General features: G+C 60.8%; 15 protein-coding genes and 3 pseudogenes. 3 read left to right on the top strand and 15 right to left on the bottom strand.

Going from position 1 to position 17,318, the window contains the following annotated elements; translation table 11 throughout:
• The first annotated feature begins 33 nt into the window (after positions 1 to 33).
• Positions 34 to 756, top strand: a complete 723-nt coding sequence (gene fnr, locus H9K75_RS20510; protein ID WP_187726128.1) for a fumarate/nitrate reduction transcriptional regulator Fnr — start codon at positions 34 to 36, stop codon at positions 754 to 756.
• Positions 757 to 934: 178 nt separating this feature from the next.
• On the opposite strand, the gene H9K75_RS20505 is transcribed toward fnr, so the two are convergent.
• From H9K75_RS20505 to H9K75_RS20465, 9 genes and pseudogenes are all read right to left on the bottom strand, one after another.
• Positions 935 to 1,222, bottom strand: a complete 288-nt coding sequence (locus H9K75_RS20505; RefSeq protein WP_187723914.1) for a hypothetical protein — start codon at positions 1,220 to 1,222, stop codon at positions 935 to 937.
• Between the two features lie 274 nt (positions 1,223 to 1,496).
• Positions 1,497 to 1,802 carry a FixH family protein gene (locus tag H9K75_RS20500; protein WP_226858335.1) on the bottom strand — a complete coding sequence of 102 codons (306 nt, stop codon included), beginning with the start codon at positions 1,800 to 1,802 and terminating at the stop codon, positions 1,497 to 1,499.
• Positions 1,803 to 1,868: 66 nt separating this feature from the next.
• Positions 1,869 to 3,314 (bottom strand): cytochrome c oxidase accessory protein CcoG, encoded by a 1,446-nt coding sequence (gene ccoG / locus H9K75_RS20495; RefSeq protein WP_187723913.1) that lies wholly within the window; start codon positions 3,312 to 3,314, stop codon positions 1,869 to 1,871.
• Between the two features lie 247 nt (positions 3,315 to 3,561).
• Entirely contained in the window at positions 3,562 to 4,476 is a 915-nt protein-coding gene (gene ccoP, locus H9K75_RS20490) for a cytochrome-c oxidase, cbb3-type subunit III (RefSeq protein WP_187723912.1), read from the bottom strand.
• Between the two features lie 29 nt (positions 4,477 to 4,505).
• Positions 4,506 to 4,643, bottom strand: a complete 138-nt coding sequence (locus H9K75_RS20485; protein WP_187723911.1) for a cbb3-type cytochrome oxidase subunit 3 — start codon at positions 4,641 to 4,643, stop codon at positions 4,506 to 4,508.
• A gap of 22 nt (positions 4,644 to 4,665) precedes the next feature.
• On the bottom strand, positions 4,666 to 5,298 hold the full coding sequence (gene ccoO / locus H9K75_RS20480; protein WP_187723910.1) for a cytochrome-c oxidase, cbb3-type subunit II: 633 nt from the start codon (positions 5,296 to 5,298) through the stop codon (positions 4,666 to 4,668).
• A gap of 15 nt (positions 5,299 to 5,313) precedes the next feature.
• A pseudogene (gene ccoN, locus H9K75_RS20475) lies at positions 5,314 to 6,692 on the bottom strand (cytochrome-c oxidase, cbb3-type subunit I).
• A 126-nt stretch (positions 6,693 to 6,818) separates the two neighbouring features.
• Positions 6,819 to 6,956, bottom strand: a complete 138-nt coding sequence (gene ccoS, locus H9K75_RS20470; RefSeq protein WP_187723908.1) for a cbb3-type cytochrome oxidase assembly protein CcoS — start codon at positions 6,954 to 6,956, stop codon at positions 6,819 to 6,821.
• Positions 6,956 to 9,412: a heavy metal translocating P-type ATPase gene (locus tag H9K75_RS20465; RefSeq protein ID WP_187723907.1), complete on the bottom strand. Its 2,457-nt coding sequence runs from the start codon at positions 9,410 to 9,412 to the stop codon at positions 6,956 to 6,958. Before H9K75_RS20465 ends, ccoS begins: the two co-directional genes overlap by 1 nt.
• A 160-nt stretch (positions 9,413 to 9,572) precedes the next feature.
• Here H9K75_RS20465 and H9K75_RS20460 point away from each other — a divergent pair, with 160 nt between their 5' ends.
• Positions 9,573 to 10,016, top strand: a complete 444-nt coding sequence (locus H9K75_RS20460; RefSeq protein WP_187723906.1) for a universal stress protein — start codon at positions 9,573 to 9,575, stop codon at positions 10,014 to 10,016.
• Positions 10,017 to 10,067: 51 nt separating this feature from the next.
• On the opposite strand, the gene H9K75_RS20455 is transcribed toward H9K75_RS20460, so the two are convergent.
• Complete coding sequence (locus H9K75_RS20455; protein ID WP_226858334.1) at positions 10,068 to 10,211, bottom strand: hypothetical protein; 144 nt, start codon at positions 10,209 to 10,211, stop codon at positions 10,068 to 10,070.
• Between the two features lie 411 nt (positions 10,212 to 10,622).
• On the opposite strand from H9K75_RS20455, the pseudogene H9K75_RS20450 reads away from it, so the two are divergent.
• Positions 10,623 to 11,263 (top strand): annotated as a pseudogene (locus H9K75_RS20450) (FMN-binding negative transcriptional regulator).
• Here H9K75_RS20450 and H9K75_RS20445 read toward each other — a convergent pair.
• The 5 genes and pseudogenes from H9K75_RS20445 to H9K75_RS20425 form a co-directional block, all read right to left on the bottom strand.
• Positions 11,260 to 12,822, bottom strand: coding sequence for a malonate--CoA ligase (locus H9K75_RS20445; RefSeq protein ID WP_187723904.1), 1,563 nt, complete (start codon positions 12,820 to 12,822; stop codon positions 11,260 to 11,262). The pseudogene H9K75_RS20450 and the gene H9K75_RS20445 overlap by 4 nt on opposite strands.
• A gap of 116 nt (positions 12,823 to 12,938) precedes the next feature.
• Positions 12,939 to 13,688 carry an enoyl-CoA hydratase/isomerase family protein gene (locus H9K75_RS20440; RefSeq protein ID WP_187723903.1) on the bottom strand — a complete coding sequence of 250 codons (750 nt, stop codon included), beginning with the start codon at positions 13,686 to 13,688 and terminating at the stop codon, positions 12,939 to 12,941.
• 58 nt (positions 13,689 to 13,746) lie between these two features.
• Positions 13,747 to 14,741, bottom strand: a pseudogene (locus tag H9K75_RS20435) (Bug family tripartite tricarboxylate transporter substrate binding protein).
• Positions 14,742 to 14,987: 246 nt separating this feature from the next.
• On the bottom strand, positions 14,988 to 16,490 hold the full coding sequence (locus H9K75_RS20430) for a malonyl-CoA decarboxylase (RefSeq protein WP_187723902.1): 1,503 nt from the start codon (positions 16,488 to 16,490) through the stop codon (positions 14,988 to 14,990).
• Positions 16,487 to 17,146, bottom strand: a complete 660-nt coding sequence (locus tag H9K75_RS20425) for a GntR family transcriptional regulator (RefSeq protein ID WP_226858333.1) — start codon at positions 17,144 to 17,146, stop codon at positions 16,487 to 16,489. Before H9K75_RS20425 ends, H9K75_RS20430 begins: the two co-directional genes overlap by 4 nt.
• Between the last annotated feature and the right edge of the window lie 172 nt (positions 17,147 to 17,318).

The raw sequence follows: 17,318 nt of genomic DNA, 5'->3' as shown, positions 1-17,318 counted from the left end.
TTAACCGATAACTTGTATAAGGCGCCACTGCAAATGACACCGCAAACCATCAAAGTCGCATGCTCCAATTGCAACCTGCGAGAACTTTGCATGCCTCTTGGACTCTCCGAGGAGCAACTCAAACGACTCGACGAAGTGATTGCAGTTCGTCGCAAAGTCAAGCGTGGCGGAACGTTGTTTCGCAATGGAGAGCCCTTCACTTCACTGTTCGCAATACGAACCGGTTTCTTCAAAACCTGCGTGGCGACCGAAGACGGCCGTGACCAGGTCACCGGATTCCAGATGGCTGGCGAGATCATCGGCCTTGACGGCATCGTGAGCGACCGTCACACCTGCGATGCGGTCGCGCTCGAAGACGCGGAGGTGTGCGTCATGCCTTTCGAAAACATCGAAGAGCTGTCGCGTGAAGTCAAGGCCCTGCAGCATCACGTTCACAAGATCATGAGCCGCGAAATCGTGCGCGAACACGGTGTCATGCTGCTCCTGGGAAGCATGCGCGCCGAAGAACGCCTCGCCGCATTTCTACTGAACCTGGTGCAACGTCTGCACGCCCGCGGCTTCTCGCAGTCCGAACTGGTGCTGCGCATGACGCGCGAGGAAATCGGCAGCTACCTCGGCCTCAAGCTCGAGACCGTGAGCCGCACGTTCTCGAAGTTCGTTGAGGAAGGCATCGTGGAAGTCAAACAGCGCCACGTGCGCATCGTTGACGCCAACGCCCTGCGCAACATCGTCAACAGCCAGCAGGCCCGCCACTGAGTCTTTGCTGAACGCGCTGCGCAACGTTTGCAGCCGGGGAACTTGTTCAACGTTGCGCGGTTCTTCCATTCATCGCATCCGTTCCCAGCGATGCGTTACGCGTGTACCCGTGACGTGGGAGCAAACGACCTGGGCAAATGGCCGCCTTGTCGCAGACGCGCGGATCGCAACGCTCTATTTACTGAGAGAACTTGGCGCAATCGGTCGGGCGATCATCACATGGCACCGGGCAGCGATTCACCTCGAACGGCGAGAGTGACAGCAGAGTCGTCAAACTGCTGGCCAGCATGATGATGAACCAGAACGCGAAGAACGCGATCGTATAGACGCCTGTCCGCGACAACACCACGGGTGTGTCGAACCATTCCAACGCCTGCGGGTCCACAAAAGCAAACACCGTCATCTCCAGAACGCCGGCCATCAAAAACGCCGGCCACGCAATCCACATGAGTCGCTGAGCCTTCATTGCTGAGTTCCTTTCTCTTTCTCGCTTACGGTCGCCGTCATTGAGTACGCTGGATTTCCGATGATCGATTCATTTTTTCAAATGAATACCTAACACTAGCATCGAGCATTGGGCATGTACATAGCGCAAGCCCTGTTCGGGGCATCGTGCATTCGAGCGACCCGCATTCCACATCGGCGTCGGGCGCGTAGAGTGTTCATCGCTTGTTCTTGCCGATTAAGCCGTCCTCACGCGCGTCGCGGCAGCCACGACACGATCCAGGAGCTAAGCCGCCTCACTGATCAGCGGGACGCATCGCATCGTCCGAAGTAGCAGCATGATTGCGCCCCTTCAATGCTGGCATCATGGCCCGGTCCTTCTGCTCGCGGAGTGTCTCGTTGATGCGTAGGCCACGCTGGTAATAGTCTTCCTCGACTACCGGATCAGGCCTGCTGATTGCGAGCCACAGCGTGACGAAACCGGCAACAACGACGATGGCTGGACCCGCAATAATCAACCAGACGTGCCCGAAACGCCACCATGGCAAGGGTGGGGTCTGGTCCATCTTCTTCACTTTGGAAATTTCTGTCGTGCTTTGCATCTTCACTACTCCTTGGCACATGGCTCACCCTGGCAGGCGATACCACGCGCAGTTTGACTATGGTTTTCAACGAGGCACATGAAACACCGATTTCTCGGAAACCCTGGCGTTGTCCTCCCGTGCCGCGATGTCGAACATGACCTTGTGTGACCCGGGTTCGGCACTGCCATATGGAATCTGCAGACGCACGGAAACCCACTTGGATTCGGCAGGTCCCACTTCAACCAGCGGATCCGTGACGACGGAGAGTCCTTGCAAGCCCGTTGCACCGATGCGGTAGCTGCGCACGCCCTCCGTGGCGTTCATGATCTGCAGACGGTAGACGTTCTCAAGTTTGCCGCCCGCGACAATGCGCGAGAGCGCCGCGCGATCGCGAACCACGTCCACCTTGAGCGGCGTGCGCCCCACGAGACTGACCATCATGGCGATGCAAAGGCCGATCAGTACCGAGCTGTAGAGCAGGACGCGCGGACGCAAAACGCGCTTGAACATCTGCGACTGTGTGAGTTTCTGCGCGATGCCGTTTTGGGTGCTCAGACGGATCAGTCCGCGCGGATACTGCATCTTGTCCATCACGACATTGCAGGCGTCGATACACAGGCCGCAACCGATGCATTCGTACTGGAGACCGTCACGGATATCAATGCCTGTCGGACACACCTGCACGCACAGGCTGCAATCGATGCAGTCACCCAGTCCGGCCGCCTTGTAGTCAAGCTTCTTGTTGCGAGGGCCGCGCATCTCGCCACGCGCCGGGTCGTAGCTGACGATAAGAGTGTCCTTGTCAAACATGGCACTTTGAAAGCGCGCATAGGGACACATGTACTTGCAGACCTGCTCGCGCATGTAGCCCGCATTGCCGTAGGTCGCGAACCCATAGAACGCCACCCAGAACAGTTGCCAGGTACCATGCAGCGCCAGAAGCTCAGCACCCAAATCGCGGATCGGCACGAAATAGCCGACGAATGTAAAGCCCGTCCAAAGCGACAACGCAATCCATAGAAGTTGCTTGGTGCTTTTCTTCCAGATTTTCTCGAACGTCCAGCCATTGCGATCCAGACGCATGCGTGCACTGCGGTCGCCTTCAACCTTGTGCTCGATCCACATGAATATTTCGGTGTAGACCGTCTGCGGGCATGCGAAGCCACACCACAGCCGCCCTGCCACTGCCGTGAACAGGAACAACGAAAGCGCTGAAATGATCAGCAGCCCGGTGAGATAGATGAAGTCCTGCGGATAGAGCACCAAGCCGAAGAGATAGAAACGCCGGGCTCCCAGGTCGAAGAGCACCATCTGGCGCTCGCCCCATTGAAACCAGGGAACAAGGTAGAAGAATGCCTGCGTCAGAAAGACCAGCAACCAGCGCCAGCGGGCAAAAACGCCACCGATGGATCGCGCATAGATCTTCTTGTGCGCCTCATAAAGCGACACGCTTTCGGTCTGATCCGTTGCGGGCACTGGTGTGATGGGAATCACCCGCTCCGGAGTTTTGCGACCGTCTTCTGACGTCATGATTTGTCTTCTTGCTGCTGTGAATTCAACTCAAAATTGAACAACACCGGTCCGCCTTTGTGGAGAAGGCGAACCGGCGTCAGTTGGCCAGGGCCTGTTCACTCAATGCACGGGGATTGTGTTGCGCAGTCTTGGGATGGGATGCAAGGCGCAGGCTCGAAGCAAGGTGGGTACCTTGCGAGAGACTGCAACGCTGCAGACCGCCCAAGTGTGAACAGGCCCTGGATCCGTGCATAGGATCTCTGGATCAACGCGCTGCTACAGTCTTGTTGGACAAGCCCCACACATAAGCAGTCAGCACCTTGATCTGATCGTCCGTGAGCTTGCCGGTCTGGGCGGGCATTTCGTTCATCTTGCCCTTGGTCACCATGTTCACGATGGCTTCTTCACCGTAACCGTGCAGCCACACGTCATCCGTCAGGTTCGGGGCGCCAAGCGCCTGATTGCCCTTGCCATCCATGCCGTGGCAGGCCGCGCAGACAGCGAACTTTTCCTTGCCCAGATTGGCCTTGAGAGAGTCGTTCGGGCTGCCGGACAGGCTCAGGACGTAGTGCGCGAGGTTGCGTACGTCGTCGGCCGTACCCACCGCAGCGGCCACGGGTGCCATCACGCCGATGCGCCCATCGTGGATGGTCTTGGATATCTGCTCGGGCGATCCGCCGTGCAGCCAGTCACCATCCGAGAGATTCGGAAAGCCCTTGCTGCCGCGCGCGTCGGAGCCGTGGCATTGCGCGCAGTTGTTCATGAACAGGCGGTCACCGATGGCCATGGCCGATTTGTCTTCCGCGATCTGCTCGATGGACATCGACGCGAATCGCGCATACACGGGTTGCCATTGCTCATTGGTCTTGGCCACCTCGGCCTCGTACTCGCCCTTTTGGGTCCAGCTCAGCTTGCCAGTGAACGCGCCGAGGCCGGGATAGGCGGCCAGATAGCCAAGCGCGAAGACGATGGTGATGACGAACAACCACATCCACCAGCGTGGCAGCGGGTTGTTCATCTCCGTCAGGTCCCCGTCCCAGACATGGCCGGTGGTGTTGTCAGTGGTCGAAACGACCTTTTTCCTGGCCGTGAATATGAGAAGCAACAGACAGGCAAGAATGCCCGCCAAGGTCACACCGGCCACGTAGATCGACCAGAAATTACTGGTGAAGTCACTCATGGGATTACTCTTTGTTCTTTAGGAGGAACTCAGTCCTCGATGAAGGGAAGTTGGGCGGCTTCTTCGAAACGGTCCTTGTTGCGGCGACGAAACGCCCAGAACCAGATTCCCAAAAAGCAGATCAGCGATGCCACCGTGGCGATGCTGCGCATGGTCGAAATGTCCATGGTTTGCTCCTTCTTTCCTTGATCACTTCAATGCACGGCCCATGACCTGGAGGTATGCGACCAGCGCATCCATCTCGGTCTTGCCCTTGAGTTGTTCTGCGGCGCCCTGGATTTCTTCATCCGTGTAGGGCACGCCCACCTTGCGCAATGCGTTCATGCGCGGCTCCGCGTCGGCCGGGTTGACCGCCGTCTTCTCGAGCCATGGGTAGGCTGGCATGTTCGACTCGGGAACAACGTCACGCGGATTGTTCAGGTGAATGCGATGCCATTCGTCGCTGTACTTGCCGCCCACGCGGTGGAGGTCGGGACCGGTGCGCTTGGAGCCCCACTGGAATGGGTGGTCGTAGATGAATTCGCCCGCGACCGAATAGTGCCCATAGCGCAGCGTCTCGGCGCGGAACGGGCGGATCATCTGCGAGTGGCAGTTGTAGCAGCCCTCGCGGATGTAAATGTCGCGACCGATCAACTGGGTTGCGGTGTAGGGCTTGACGCCCTCCACGGCTACCGTGGTCGACTTCTGGAAGAACAGCGGGACGATTTCGACCAGACCACCGATCGCGATCACCAGCAGGATCAGCACGATCATCAGGAAGTTGTTGGTCTCTATCTTCTCGTGCGAGAAACCTGGCGTTGCCTTGTTTTGGATATCAGACATTCAATTTCTCCACTTTCAGGCGTGCGCCGCATTGGCTGCGGGAATGGCCACTTGAACCGAACGGCCGGAGATGGTCGTCATCCACACGTTCCAGGCCATGATCACCATGCCACCCAGATACAGCAGACCACCAAGCAGACGAATCGCGTAGAACGGATAGGTCGCCTTGACGCTTTCCACGAAGGTATAGGTCAGGGTGCCGTCCGGGTTCATCGCACGCCACATCAGGCCCTGCATGACGCCGGCAATCCACATCGCAGCGATGTACAGGACGATGCCGATGGTTGCCATCCAGAAGTGCAGCTCGATGGCTTTCGTCGAATACATTTTCTCGCCGCGACCGAACAGGCGCGGGACGAGGTAGTACAGCGAACCCATGGTGATCAAGCCCACCCAGCCCAGGGCTCCAGCGTGCACGTGACCCACGGTCCAGTCGGTGTAGTGGCTCAGCGCATTGACGGTCTTGATGGACATCATCGGACCTTCGAAGGTCGACATGCCGTAGAACGACAGCGAGACGATCAGGAAGCGCAGCACCGGGTCGTCACGCAGCTTGTGCCACGCGCCGGAGAGCGTCATCATGCCGTTGATCATGCCGCCCCAGCTCGGAGCCAGAAGGATCAGCGAGAACACCATGCCAACGGACTGTGTCCAGTCTGGCAGTGCCGTGTAGTGCAGGTGGTGAGGACCTGCCCACATGTAGGTGAAAATCAGCGCCCAGAAGTGCACGATGGACAGGCGATAGCTGTACACCGGGCGACCGGCCTGCTTGGGCACGAAGTAATACATCATGCCCAGGAAGCCCGTGGTCAGGAAGAACCCGACGGCATTGTGACCGTACCACCACTGCACCATCGCATCCTGCACGCCGGCGTATGCGGAGTAGCTCTTCATCCAGCCAGCGGGAATGGCCGCGCTGTTGACGATGTGCAGCAAAGCCACCGCCAGGATGAAGGCTCCGAAGAACCAGTTGGCCACATAGATATGCTTGACCTTACGCATGCCGACGGTTCCGAAGAACACCACGGCGTAGGCCACCCACACCAACGCAATCAGGATGTCGATTGGCCACTCAAGCTCGGCATATTCCTTGCCGGACGTGTAGCCAAGCGGCAGCGAGATGGCTGCGGCGAGGATCACCAGTTGCCAGCCCCAGAACGTGAACGCCGCGAGCGGCGCACAGAACAGTTTGGTCTGGCATGTGCGTTGCACGACGTAGTAGCTGGTTGCGAACAAGCCGCAACCGCCGAACGCGAAAATCACCGCGTTGGTATGCAACGGTCTCAATCGACCATAGCTCAACCACGATATGCCGAAGTTGAGTTCTGGCCAGGTCAGCTGGGCGGCGATGATTACGCCGACCAACATCCCCACCACCCCCATACGACGGCCATGATAGAAAACTGCCGCACTACCGTGTCGTTATAGTGCGATACACCTGCTTTTTGCGATTCCATCGAGTACCTCTTATATAGCCGTATCAGTTTGAAACGGCGGTGGCTTTGGGGTGTTGACACATGTCAACCGTCTTTCAGAATGCGTTCAGCTTCCTGCTCGACGTTTTCAAACTGCCCTCGATAGACGGCCCACCAGAGGCCGCCCAGTACCAGAAGAACCAGCGCCACCGACAACGGGATGAGGAGGTAGAGGATGTCCATCAGATGGGCTCCGAAGCCAGGCCGGCGGTCGGTGTCGAAGGCCAGTGTTGGAAAGTTTCAGTCGCTATGGCGTGCACCGCAGAAAGCTCCGGATCGCGCGCGAGCCGCGCCGCATTGAGCACCACCAGCAGCGAACTCGCTGCCATTCCCAGGCCCGCGAGCCATGCCGGCATATAGCCCGCAATGGCGAGCGGCACGCACAGCGCGTTGTAGATAGCTGCCCACATCAAGTTCTGCCGCACCACGCCCATGGTTCGGCGCGCGAGCAGCCGCGACTGCCAGACCAGTTCCAGCCGATCACCCATCACCACGAAGTCAGATCGCGACTGCGCCAGCGGCACCGAGCGGCCAAAGGCGAACGAGACATGCGCGCGCGCCAGCACCGGCCCGTCGTTCAGGCCGTCGCCCACCATGGCGACATGTCGCCCTTCGGCCTGCAGCGACTTGAGGCGAGCGAGCTTGTCCTGCGGAGTGCAACCACCATGCGCGTGCACGATACCGGTGAGACCCGCCACGCGCTCGACAACCGAGGGGTTGTCACCCGAGAGCAGTTCCACGCGGATGCCGGCGTCCTGCAAGGCCTTCACAACCGCAAAAGATTCGCTTCGCACGTCTTCGCAGAGATCGAAGCGCAACAGTATCTGGTTACGCCCGTTCGCTTCAAGCGACAGCACGGCTTCCTGCACACCATCGCCACGCAATGGCGCATTGGTAAAAGACGCGGAGCCCAGTCGCAACGTCATCGGTGAATCGAACAGCGCCGGGTTGCGCGCGGTTGCGATGACGCCGGCACCTGAGACTTCTTCGACGGAGTCGAACATCCATCCATCGCCTAACTCAGCGCTTGCCCGCCCATAGGCAGCCACCGCCCGGGACACGGGATGCAGCGACCGGCGCGCAAGCGCCTCGGCCAAGGCAAGTGATTGCGCACGGTTCAGCGAAGGATTGCTCGACTCGTGCACGCCCGTGACGGACAGTCCGTCGCGCGTCAACGTTCCGGTCTTGTCGAACACCACGGTGTCCACCGATGCCAGCGATTCAAGCCCTTGCAGATTGCGCACCAGCACGCCGTTGCGCGCCAGTGTTCCTGCGGCAGTCAGCATCGACACCGGCGTGGCGAGCGACAGCGCGCAGGGACAGGTGACAATGAGCACAGCCACGGCCACCATCGCCGCGTGACTCGGGCTGCTCGGCCACCACCAGAGCGCAGCGGTCAGCGCGGCAAGCAGAACCAGAACCAGGAATGGGCGAGCCACCTTGTCGGCCAACTGCGCAAGCCGGGGCTTTTGAAGCGAGGCGCTTTCCATCAACGCCACCACCTGGGCGAAGCGGGTTGCGTCGCCGACCTGCTCCACGCGCATCTCGACGGTCGCACGCAGGTTGTAGCTACCGGCGCAAACCAGTGCGCCGACCGGCTTGTCGACGGGGCGCGACTCGCCCGTCATGAGCGCCTCGTCGGCCTGCGTCGCGCCCGCGACCAATACCCCGTCGGCTGGAAAAGCCTCGCCCGGCAGCACCCGCACCACGTCGCCCACGCGCAAGCGGCGCGTCGTGACCCGCTCGAAATCGTCAGACCCGGCAAGCCTGCGCTCCACGCTATCGGGCAGCCGATTGGCGACCGCTTCGAGCGCTCCTGCCGTGCGGTCACGCAAACGCAGTTCGAGCAAGCGACCCGACAACAGAAAGAACACGAACATCGTGAGCGAGTCGTAGTAAACCTCCGCACCGAACGGGCCCGCTGGATCGAAGGTTCCAAGCGTGCTCACGACAAAGGTGATCAGCATGCCCAACGCCACCGGCAGATCCATGCTCACGCGACGCTCCCGTATGTCGCGCAAAGCGCTCGAGAAGAAAGGGCCGCAGGCAAAGAACATCACGGGCAGACTGATGACCCACGATGCCCAGCGCAAAAGAGTTTCCATCTCAAGCGATAGATCACCCGGCGTGGACTGGTAGGCGGGCCACGCGTACATCATCACCTGCATCATGCAAAAGCCCGCAACCAGCCAACGCCACAGGGCACGGCGACTCTCGTGCAGGCGCTGCTCGCGCAGCAATGCGTCCATGGCCGGCAGGCAGCGATACCCGGCCTTGCGTACCGCAGCCATCCATTGCGATGGCAGTACCTCGGCAGAATTCCACTCGACGCGCGCACGATGGGTCGCAGCACTCACATCGACATCCAGAATCCCCCTGACCTGCTTGAGCGCATCTTCAATCGCCAGCGCGCACGCTGCACAATGCATGCCTTCAAGCACCACAAACGATTCCCAGCACACAGGCGAACCGTCGGCGTGGGTTTGAGAACCCTTCAGCGGGCGACCAAAAGTGCCCCACTCCTCGGGATCATCGAGCAACGTCGCTGCATCATGCCGCTGTGCGGGCGCGCTGGTGGGCGCTTCTTCGGGCGAAAAACCTCGCACTATCGCGTGATTCCCGGGTGAGCTGATTGACATGGAACGGAAGATAATTCTTCAGCCCGGGTTGCGAGTTGACTTGAATCAAGAGAGCGGACCATACCCGGGCCTATGCTTGAGCCAACAAGTGTTGCGTCCATGGCAACACGCCCGTTCCAATCCGGCAGGGCTCTGGCCGGACTTTCACCAGGAGGTTCTTATGTACAAGCGCATTTTGATTGCCACCGACGGCTCCACACTCTCCGACAAGGCCGTCGAATCGGGCCTGGCACTGGCCGCCCTCAGCGGAGCAACGGTGGTTGCACTCAAGGTCATTCCACGCTATCCGCGCAGCTACTTCGAGGGAAGTGCGCCGCTGGATCGCGATGCGGTCAAGGAAATCGAAAACCGGTGGAGTGACGCAGCGCAGCAGGATCTCGCCAAGATCAAGGACCGTGGCGCCGCGGACAAGACCGCCGTGAAATGCGTCGTGGCCAAATCCGACCTGATAGCCGAATCCATCATTACCGCGGCCACCAAAAACAACTGCGACCTGATCGTGATGGCCTCGCACGGCCGCAAGGGCATCAAGCGTGTGCTGCTCGGCAGCGAGACCCAGCATGTGCTGACGCACTCGCATATCCCGGTGCTGGTGCTGCGCTAATCACGAGCCAATGCCTGTTCACACGAGTCCGCGCCCAGTCAGGCGCGGTGTTCAGTGGTTGCCCAGATAAAGCTGCGCCATGCGCTCGTCGTTCAGCAGTTCATGCGCGCCGCCGTTCAAAACACAGCGCCCCTGATCCAGGATGTAGCCGTACTGGCTGATCTGTAGAGCCTGTCGTGCACGTTGCTCCACCATCAAGACGGCAACTCCTTGCGAGGGAAGTTTTTGCGCTCCATTTCGATGCCGCAATCCAGTTCGGATACGGAAGCTGGCCCAGCGCCAACACGCGCTATCTGATCGGCAAGGAAATCAGCATCGTTTGCAGCCGCCAGTTGCGCGATTCGCTGGGGCTGTGCGAACTGAAAGACTTGCACAAGGCCACGTACCAATCTGTCGGCATTCAAACTCGTGAGTGCGTGGCTCGATCATTGCTGCCAGCACACGAAGGTCACGGGCAGAGCCATGAAACCCGAGTGCATTTTCTGCAGCACTCCGTATTCCATGAATTGAGACCAATCGTCCGGATCTGACCGATTCACAAAAATGGTAAAACCGGCTTCTACGACGAATCGCCGCCCGGTGAATCCAGCCCCAACCACAAGCGCCATGTACAACCCCGCCCACTTCGCCGAAAACCGCCCCGAAGAACTGCAACGCGTCATTCGCGAGCATCCGCTTGGCATCCTGGTCACGCAGGGTGGCGAGGGGCTCGATGCGGATCACTTGCCGTTTGAATTCGATCCGACCATCGGCGAGCACGGCCAGCTCATCGGTCATGTTGCGCGCGCCAATCCTGTCTGGCAGCGTTGCCCCACGGGTACGCCGGTGATGGTGATCTTCCGTGGAGCCGAGGCCTATGTTTCACCCAACTGGTATCCGAGCAAACACGAGACCCACCGCCTGGTTCCAACCTGGAACTACGAGGTGGTGCACGCGCACGGCGTGATGACGGTTCGCGATGACGAGCGTTTCGTGCGGCGCGTCGTCGCCCTGCTTACGCGCCGGCACGAAGCCGCCGAGCCAAAGCCTTGGAAGATGGGCGACTCCGCGCCCGAGTTGATCAACGGGTTGCTGCAGAACATCGTCGGCATCGAGATCGCGATCACTTCGCTGGTCGGCAAGTTCAAGCTGAGCCAGAACCGCGAGCCGCGCGACATCGGCGGCGCCGCCGACACTCTGCAGGAGCGCGGGGGCAAGAACTCGCCCAACGCATGCGCGCGGCGGGACTCTCGGGCCAGGAGCCCTAGGCTCGCTGGCCGAACAAACCCTTGTACTGATCGCGCAACAGGTTTTTCTGCACCTTGCCCATGGTGTTGCGCGGCAGTTCGGTGGCGATGAAGCAGCGCTTGGGAATCTTGAAGTTGGCGAGTTGCGACTTGAGCCTCGCGACGATCTCGTCGCCATCGAGCTTTGCGCCCGGCTTGGCGATCACCACGGCCACGCCGACCTCGCCGAAATCGGGATGCGGCACGCCGACCAGCGCGCTTTCCGCCACGCCGGGCATATCGTTGATGTAGCCCTCGATTTCCGCCGGATAGACGTTGTAGCCACCGCTGATGATCAGGTCCTTGCTGCGCCCAACGATGCTCGCATAGCCACGCGCGTCCACCTTGCCCACGTCGCCGGTCTTGAACCAGCCATCGGCGCTGAACTCTTCCCGGGTCTTCTCGGGCATGCGCCAGTAGCCCTTGAACACGTTCGGGCCCCTGACCTGGATGTTGCCGATTTCGCCAGTCGGCAGTTCCTTGCCCGCATCATCGACCACGCGCAGGTCGACACCCGGCAACGGAAAGCCCACCGTGCCGCCGCGGCGTTCGTCCTCGTTGCGGTAGCGTGCATCGGCGCTGTACGGATTGGATGTGAGCATGATGGTCTCGCTCATGCCGTAGCGCTCCAGAATCGTCGAGCCTGTGCGCTGCTGCCACTCCTTGAACGTCTCGATGAGCAGCGGCGCGGAACCGGCGATGAAAAGGCGCATGTTCCGGGTTTGATCCCGGGTGAGCGTGGGCTCGGCGAGCATGCGCACATACAGCGTCGGCACGCCCATGAACACGCTCGCGCGGGGCATCGCGGCGATCACGGCCTTGGGGTCGAACCTGGACATCCAGATCATCTTGCTGCCGTTGATCATCGCGCCATGAATCGCAACGAACAGTCCGTGCACGTGGAAGATCGGCAACGCATGGATCAGCACGTCGCCCTTGCGCCAGCCCCAGTAGTCCTTGAGCATGACCGCGTTCGACGCGAGATTGCCATGCGAGAGCATCGCGCCCTTGCTGCGGCCCGTGGTGCCGCTGGTGTACAGAATCGCGGCGAGATCGTCGGCATCGCGCGCAGCCACCTGATGCTCGTCGCCAAAATGCGCCGCACGTTCGAGCAGCGTGCCGTTGCGGTCCTCACCGAGCGTGAACACGTAGGCGCAACCCGCCTTGAAGGCGATCTTCGAGACCCAACCGAAATTGTCGGGCGTGCAGACCACCACCGCTGGCTCCGCGTTGCCGATGAAGTATTCGATCTCGGCGCTCTGGTAGGCGGTATTCAGCGGCAGAAACACATAGCCCGCGCGCAGCGTGGCGAGGTACAGCAGCACGGCCTCGACCGATTTTTCGACCTGCACGGCAACGCGGCTGCCTTCGGGCAACTTGAGCGCGTCGAGCAGGTTTGCGATGCGGGCGCTTGCGTGCTCGATATCGCGCCAGCTGTAGTTCAGCGGCTCGCCGCGCGGTGACGTGGCTTCGATGGCGATCTCGTCGAGTTCGGAGGGAAATGCTGCGCGCAGCGTGGAAAACAGGTTGTTGTTGGACATCTCAAAGACTCGTGGGTTGGGTTGCGCAAGCTGCCGATGAAGTGGCCCGGCGATGGCGCAGCGTCTGTAGATCTGAAATTTCGAATCGCTCACAGGTCCTAAAAAAGTATGCGTTGTCAGCGCCCCTTGAACACCGGCTTGCGTTTTTCACGCCAGGCCGTTCCACCTTCCTTGAGGTCTTCCGATTGCACGGTCTGGAAGACGTCGCGCGCAATCGCCTCGCCGTCGTGCAGGCCGCGCGCGATCAGGTTCAAATGCTTTTTCATGCCAAACAGCGGCAGTGGCGCCATGGCGCTGAGCGTGTCGGTGAGCGCGCCCACGGTTTCCGGGAGCGCTTCGCTCTCCACCAGATGCGTGAGAAATCCGCAGGACTTCATTTCGGCGGAGTTCAGGCGCTCGCAGGTCAGGAACAAACGCTTGGCGGTGTCGAGACCAAGGCGCGACACGTAGCGCTCCAGCCCCGCCTGGTAGAAATGCAGCCCCAGGCGTGCGGCCGGCATGAACATCTCGGCGGGAGTCGCACCCACGCGAAAGTCGCATGCCAGCGCCATGTCGGTCGCGCCGCCGTAGACGCCGCCGTGAATCACCGCGATGGTCACGGCGCGACATTGCTCCACGGCATCGACCATCTCGCCAAAGCTGCTACCCTTGTCCTGGCTGTTCCTGACCTCGGAAATGTCATAGCCGCTGCAAAAATATTTGCCCTCGCTGCGCAGCACCAGCACGCGCACATCCTCAGATGCGTTGATCTCTTCGACATGCGAAATGATGACGGGGAGGTCCTCGGGAGCCAGCCGATTCGCGACATCGGCTCGTTTGAGCGTGATGGTGGCAACGTGATGGTGCAGATGCAGTTCGGGCGTCATGGGTATCGTGCGTCGGGGCCGGTATTGCGATGCAAGCATACCGCGCGAGCAGGCGCTGTCACTCGAGTTTCGCGCCCGACGCCTTCACCACCTGCGCCCAGCGCTTGACCTCCGCGCTCACCATCTTGCCGAAATCCTGCGACGACAGCGTGCCGAATTCCGCACCGTTGCTCGCCCACACGGCCTTGACCTCATCGACCTGACCGAGCTTGTTGAATTCTTGCGTGATGCGCGCGGCCATCTCGGGCGAGGTGCCCTTGGGCGCCCAGAGGCCATACCAGGTCGTGACGGTGTATTCTGGCAACCCGACTTCGGCGGCACACGGCACGTCGGGCAGTGACGGGTTGCGCTTGCCGCCCGAGACCATCATCGGTTTGATGCGCCCGGCCTTGATGTGTGCGGCCGACGAGCCCAACCCGTCGAACATCATGTCCACATTGCCGCCGATCAGGTCTTGCAGCGCGGGACCAGCCCCGCGATAGGGAATGTGGGTGATGAAGGTGTTGGTCTGGATCTTGAACAGTTCACCGGCCAGATGATGCGATGTTCCCGAACCCGCCGAGCCGTAGTTGTACTTGCCTGGATTGGCCTTGATCATCGCCAGAAACTGCTTGAAATCCTTGGCAACCACGTTGCGTGGATTGACGACGATGACCTGCGGCACATTGGCCAGCAGCGCGAGCGGCACGAAATCCTTTTCGATGTCGTAGTCGAGCTTGGGATACATCGACGGAGCGATGGCGTGATGCACCGCTCCCATGAACAGGCCGTAGCCGTCGTGCGGAAGCCGGGCAGCGATGCTTGCACCCACCGTGCCGCCGGCACCGCCCCGGTTGTCGATCACCAGCGTCTTGCCTGTCGATTTGGAGAACTGCGCCGCAAGCGGCCGCGCGAACGCATCGGTTCCCCACCCGCAGGGAAAGGAACGACAAGCGTGACGGGCTTGCTCGGCCAACTGCTTGCAGCGGGATCGGCTGCGAAGCTGCGCCCGGCACCGGCCATCACCAGTCCCGCTGCACCCGCCGCGCGCAACACATTCCTTCGCGGCATCATGATGTGGTCAGCGCCCTGCCCTGCGCCAAGGCCGTTTTTGTCTTGCATGTCTCGTTCCTCGTTCTGACTTTTCATGTTGGTTGGTTGGTTGGTTGATTGATTGATTGAATGGATGCCGCAAGAGCCGCCACATGCGCGCTTGCAGGCCGAATGCATAGCCTTCAATGATCCGCAATTTCCGTGCTTTGTCAGTCCATCGCTTTTGCTATTGACAAACGATACTTCAAAGTCAACAACCCAAAGACATCAGTCCCTGCAAAGCGAATCGATTTCGCTGGAGACCGGGATACGCCCCTCAGCCAGCAGGCCGCGATGCTTGTCGATGCGTTTGAGGTCGTACAGATAGTTCACCATCATCCCGAACGACTGCTTGCCGCCCTTGGCCGACGGGTCACCCGCCCAGTTGAGGCGTTCGACACGCGCGCCGTTACCCAGGTGAAAGCGGGCGACGGGATCGATCGGCTTGTCGTCCACGAGCGTGCGGCCCAGATACCGCGCCGCGCATTCGGTCACGAACTGGCGCAGGGGCGACTTCGCATCGAGCTCCAGCGCCTGGGCATCCGCTGCTGCCAGCACCTGGGCAGGCTGCGGCGGCTCCGCGCCCGGTTCCCGGCCCAGTTCCCGGCCCAGTTCCCGGCCCAGTTCCCGGCCCAGTTCCCGGCCCAGTTCCGCCAGACGTTTTTCGTCAAGCAATTGCAATTGAGCGGCGCAGTTCTTGTTGAGCCAGGAGCGGAAGCCGGGAATCGGCGACAGCGTGGCAAAGCGCTTGAGCTTGGGAAACTCCGCATTCAGCGTCTCGACCACATGCTTGATCAGCGAATCGCCAAAGCTCACGCCGCGCAGGCCAGTCTGCGTGTTGCTGATCGAATAGAAGATCGCCGTCGTCGCCTTGCCCAGATCGGACGGCGCGGCGGTTTCGTCCAGGAGCGGCGTGATGCTTGCCGAAATGTCGGCCACCAGCGCGATCTCCACGAAGATCAGTGGTTCATTGGGAAGGCGCGGGTGAAAGAAGCCGTAGCAGCGGCGGTCGCTGTCCAGGCGGTTCTTCAGATCCGCCCAGCTGCGGATATCGTGCACAGCCTCGTATTTGATCAGCTTTTCGAGCAGCGACGCGGGCGAATCCCAGGACAGGCGCTTGAGCTCCAGGAACGCCACGTCGAACCATGTGGCGAACAACTGTTCCAGCTCTGCCTCAAGCGGCATCAGGCGCTTGTCGCTCTTGAGATGCGGCAGCAGTTCGGCGCGCAGATCGACGAGAAAGCGCATGCCGTTCGGAAATGCCGCAAAGCGCTGTACCAGTCGCGTGCGCGGTGAGGTCAGCACGCGGCGCAACTGGGCCTCGGCCTGTGGCGCATCGGGCGTGCCCACGGCGGCCACGTATTTCTGCTGCGCGTTCTTCACGCGCGCCGCATCGGGTGTGAACTGCTCGCACATCAGCAACCAGAGATCGCGGCGCTCCTGCGCGCTGGCCGCCGCGTACCACGCGGCAACGGCTTGGGCACGGCGCCCGCCCTCCATCTCGCTCACGCGCGGCGCAACCACCTCCTGCAGATCGGTCAGCACCCGCCGCAGCGCGCGCGGCGACAGCGCTTCGCCATTGCGGCGCAGCGTCGCCGCAAGGCGCTCGTGCGTGGAGCGCGGAGCGGTGTCCTTGGTACTTGCGCCTGTGCCGGTGGGTTCGGCGGGCTTCGAGTCGCTGCCCAGAAAACGGGCGACGTTGCGGGATAACCAGGTCGTGGCGGCGTTCATGATGCGATCCGGGAAGAATGGAGGCGCGCCAACTCGCGCAGCGCCTCGTGTTGGGCCAGAAGATGGTGGCGCATGGCCTGCTCGGCGGCAGCGGCGTCGCGCCTTTTGAGCGCCGCGAATACCGCGAGATGCTCCGACAGGCTTTGGTTCAGGCGTCCGGGCGCGTGCAGTTGCTGAAGCCGTGCGAGACGCAAAATCTTGCGCAGATCGCCAATGCTCTGCGCGAGCCAGCGGTTGTCCGCAAGCGTGATGAAGGCTTCATGAATCGCGAGATTGGCGGCATAGTATTCGTTGATTTCGCCGTCTTCCGCGTGGCGTTCAAGCCGCTCATGCAGGCGCTCGAGCGCATTGATGTCGGCCTGGGTGGCGTTCTGCGTGGCCTCGAAAACCGCTCGCCCTTCGAGCAGGCCGATCACCGGAAATATCTCATCCACATCGCGCTCGGTGATCTGCGCCACGAAGCAACCCCGGCGCGGCTCGTGCCGGGCCAATCCCTCGGCCACGAGCACCTTGAGCGCTTCGCGCAGCGGCGTGCGCGAAATCTCGAGTCGCTCACACAAACGGACTTCATCCAGAAAGCTCCCGGGCGGCAGCGTTCCGTCAAAAATCAGCTCGCGCAGCCGTTCGGCGGCTTGGTCATGCAGGGAATGGGTCAAGGTACGCTCGTCAATACCGCAACTCACCGCCTTTGGCAGTCAATTGTCGGCAATTGGAAAACATCATCGTAATTTTCAATAATTATGACGATGCTGAGAGAATCCGTCTTGCGGGAAACTACCGAGCATGTTTGCGAGAAACGATGATGCGGTTGCGAGTCCGCGCCCGTTC

The sequence above is a fragment of the Diaphorobacter aerolatus genome (genome assembly GCF_014489535.1).
GTDB classification, from domain to species: Bacteria; Pseudomonadota; Gammaproteobacteria; order Burkholderiales; family Burkholderiaceae_C; genus Diaphorobacter_A; species Diaphorobacter_A aerolatus.
Note: the sequence above shows the minus strand (reverse complement) of the source record. Positions and strands in the feature narration are given on the sequence as shown.